The sequence below is a fragment of the Methylobacterium sp. J-001 genome, from assembly GCF_022829565.1.
Taxonomy (GTDB): domain Bacteria; phylum Pseudomonadota; class Alphaproteobacteria; order Rhizobiales; family Beijerinckiaceae; genus Methylobacterium.
Genome location: NZ_JAKSYN010000059.1, coordinates 1 through 2909, shown reverse-complemented (window position 1 = coordinate 2909; position 2909 = coordinate 1). Strand labels below are relative to the sequence as shown.

Sequence of the window (2909 nt, the reverse complement as noted above, 5' to 3'; positions counted from 1 at the left end):
CGAAGATCTCGATCGACTACGCGGTGATGGAGCGGACCGCGCGGGCCGGCGTGCTGCCGGTGTCGTTCCCGTGGTCGGATGTCGGGACCTGGGACGCGGTCTGGCAGGTGCTGGACGACTATGCCGAGGGCAACGCGGTGCGGGGCCGGGTGTCGCTGATCGGGACGCAGAACAGCCTGGTGCACAGCCAGGGCGCGGGCCTGACCGCGGTGGTCGGGCTGGAGGACGTGGACGTGGTCGCGACTTCGTACGCTGTGCTGGTGGCGGCGAAAGCCCGCGCGGGCGAGGTCCAGCAGCTGGTCAACGCGCTGCGGGCGTCGGGCGAGCCGGAGGCGGACGCGCATCTGCGGATGTACCGGCCGTGGGGGTGGTACCAGCGGATCGACATCGGCGAGCGCTTCCAGGTGAAGCGGATCCAGGTGGTGCCGGGCGGGCGTCTGTCGCTGCAGAAGCACTATCACCGGGCCGAGCACTGGGTGGTGGTGCGCGGCACCGCAGAGGTGACGGTGGATGAGAGGGTGGTGCTGGTCCACGAGAACGAGGCGGTGTACCTGCCGATCGGGTCGATGCACCGGCTGAACAACCCGGGCAAGATCCCACTGGAGCTGATCGAGGTCCAGGTCGGATCGTACACCGGCGAGGACGACATCATCCGCGTCGAGGATATCTACGGACGCTGAGCCGGGTGCGCCGGTACCGAGCGCGCGATGTCTGTGCCTGAATGGTCACCGGGGCGGCGAGCAGCCTGACACTGCGAGGTCGAATTCGATAGGCAACTGGGCGTTGGCGCGCCGTACCATTGGCGTACTGGTGTTGCGCCGCGCGCCTTTACCTTTGTCAGGTGCTGATCGCCAAGGCGTTGTCCACTAATCGGTTTACCAGCGCGTTGCGCTTTACTCGGCTAATCAAAGTGCTGAGCGTCATCCATGCATTAACAACGCGGATTTTGCCCTTGGGAGAACCGTCACGCCGGGCCCGCCACGCCATGGCGACAAACCAAAGGGGTGTCTAAATGCCGACCTCCTAGTGGTGCGAGTTACAGGTCTCCTTGCGGTTTGAGAGGTTAGAGCAATCTGCCGGGCTTCCGAGGGAAGGTTGCTGTGATCGCCCGCGGTCCCAAACCAGCCGAACTTCATCCGAGCGCGGACGAGCTTGCGCCGCTGGAAGACCTCGTGCACCCCCGCAACGTCGGTTAGGTGCTAGCCCATCGTGCCCGGATCGTACTGGCCTGTGGCGAGCCCGACTCTACGAACACCAGTATCGCCAGCAGTCTCGGGGGCAGCCGCGCCTGTCCTGCGGGACGCGGGTCGTCGCGCCAGTGCCGTAGGCGCGGCTTGGGGCACGCCGTTCGCTCCGCGGCTTCACACAGCGGCGATTTATATAAAGTCGTATCCTCGCGCTTTCCTATAAGCGGCTGCAGGGGGCATTGGCCTATTTATTCGGGCTGAGGCTCATACAGAGCGGCCTGATGAACCTGCTACATCTTGCGCAGGGCCACTTCCGCCCGGGTTGCGAGGAGGCCGTATCGGCCCTGCGCCAAGCCACGGTCATCGCGTCCGAAGAGACTGGCGTGCGGATCGAGGGCAGCAACGCCTATCATTGGGTTTTCCACGGGGCCAACACCGTGGTACACACGGCTTCCCAACGCGCGGCGTCATCGTGGTGTGGAAGATGATGGATGGGCATTGGCCCGCCGTGTGGATCTCGGACCGCTACACCGCTCAACAGGGCCATGCCGCCGAGCATCAGACCTGCCTTGCTCATCTCGCCCGCGACGTCGCCCACGTCGTCGAGACCAGCGACGATCCCGTATCTTAGCGCTTGCAGCTCTGGCCGGCCTCCGTGCTTGCTCTGGCCGAACGCATCATCAATCTGGTGACCTATACGCTAGATGTTTGGTCCTGGCATGTGGTGTGACGGATCGAGCCTGAAGCGTTCGGGCTCTTTCGTCCAGGTCTGGCAGATAAATTCGTAGGGAGTGAGGCCTCGCAGGGTCTTTAGCCGCCGACCGTAGTTGTAGGCCTCCACAAACGGTTGCAGGTGGCGGCGCAGCTCGTCGTTGTCGGTGTAATGGTAGCGCTTGACCGTGGCGTCCTTGATGGTGCGGTTCATCCGCTCGACTTGGCCGTTCGTCCACGGGCAGCGTGGTTTGGTCAGGCGATGCTCGATCTTGGTCTGCTCGCAGGCCCATTCGAACGAGTGCCAGCGGTAGATGCGCGGTCGATCTTGAGTCGCCCAGTAGGCGGCTGCCTTCGCTTCGGCCTCCGCGTCCACCGGCTTGTTGTCGGTGAACTGGATGCCGTTATCCGTCAGCACCGTGTGGATCGTGTAAGGCACCGCCGCGATCAGATCATGTAGAAAGGCTGCCGCGAGCCGCTGTGTCGCCTTCTCGTGCAGTTGAACGAAGGCAAACTTGCTCGTGCGGTCGATCGCTACGAACAGGTGTAGCTTACCCTGTTCGGTGCTGACCTGCGCGATGTCGATGTGGAAGTAGCTGATCGGGTAGGCCTTGAAGCGCAAGCGCTTGGGTTTGTCGCCGTCGACGTCCGGCAGGCGACTGATGCCGTGACGCTGCAGGCAGCGATGCAGCGACGAGCGGGTCAGATGCGGCAGGCTCGGCTGCAGCGCATACAGGCAGTCGTCCAGCGGTAGTAGCGTATGCCGCCGGAAGGCGACGACAACCGCCTCGTCCGCCACGCTCAGCACGCTGGAGCGCGGCCCCTTCGGTCCCATGCGCGCGTCCGTGCTGGTTGGGCGCGAACGCCACTTCTTCACGGTGGTCGGGCTGATCCTGTGTCGTTGGGTGGCGGCCCTCACGCTCTCTTGACGAGCTTGGATTGCCCGACGGACCGCCTTGTATCTTTAAGTGTCCCGCTGGCGCGAACTCAGCTAGGTTACACTGTGAGGGG

Annotated in this window: 2 protein-coding genes and 1 pseudogene; 2 read left to right on the top strand and 1 reads right to left on the bottom strand. The window is 64.0% G+C overall.

What is annotated here, in order from left to right; genetic code table 11:
• Both MKK65_RS06335 and MKK65_RS06325 read left to right on the top strand, forming a co-directional pair.
• Window positions 1-680, top strand: a 680-nt coding sequence (locus MKK65_RS06335) for a cupin domain-containing protein (RefSeq protein ID WP_243956399.1), incomplete at its 5' end; no start/stop codon positions are given.
• Window positions 681-1291: 611 nt separating this feature from the next.
• Window positions 1292-1890, top strand: a pseudogene (locus MKK65_RS06325) (transposase); the annotation flags it as partial.
• Here MKK65_RS06325 and MKK65_RS06320 read toward each other — a convergent pair.
• Window positions 1888-2817, bottom strand: a complete 930-nt coding sequence (locus tag MKK65_RS06320) for an IS481 family transposase (protein WP_243956397.1) — start codon at window positions 2815-2817, stop codon at window positions 1888-1890. The pseudogene MKK65_RS06325 and the gene MKK65_RS06320 overlap by 3 nt on opposite strands.
• Window positions 2818-2909: the final 92 nt, after the last annotated feature.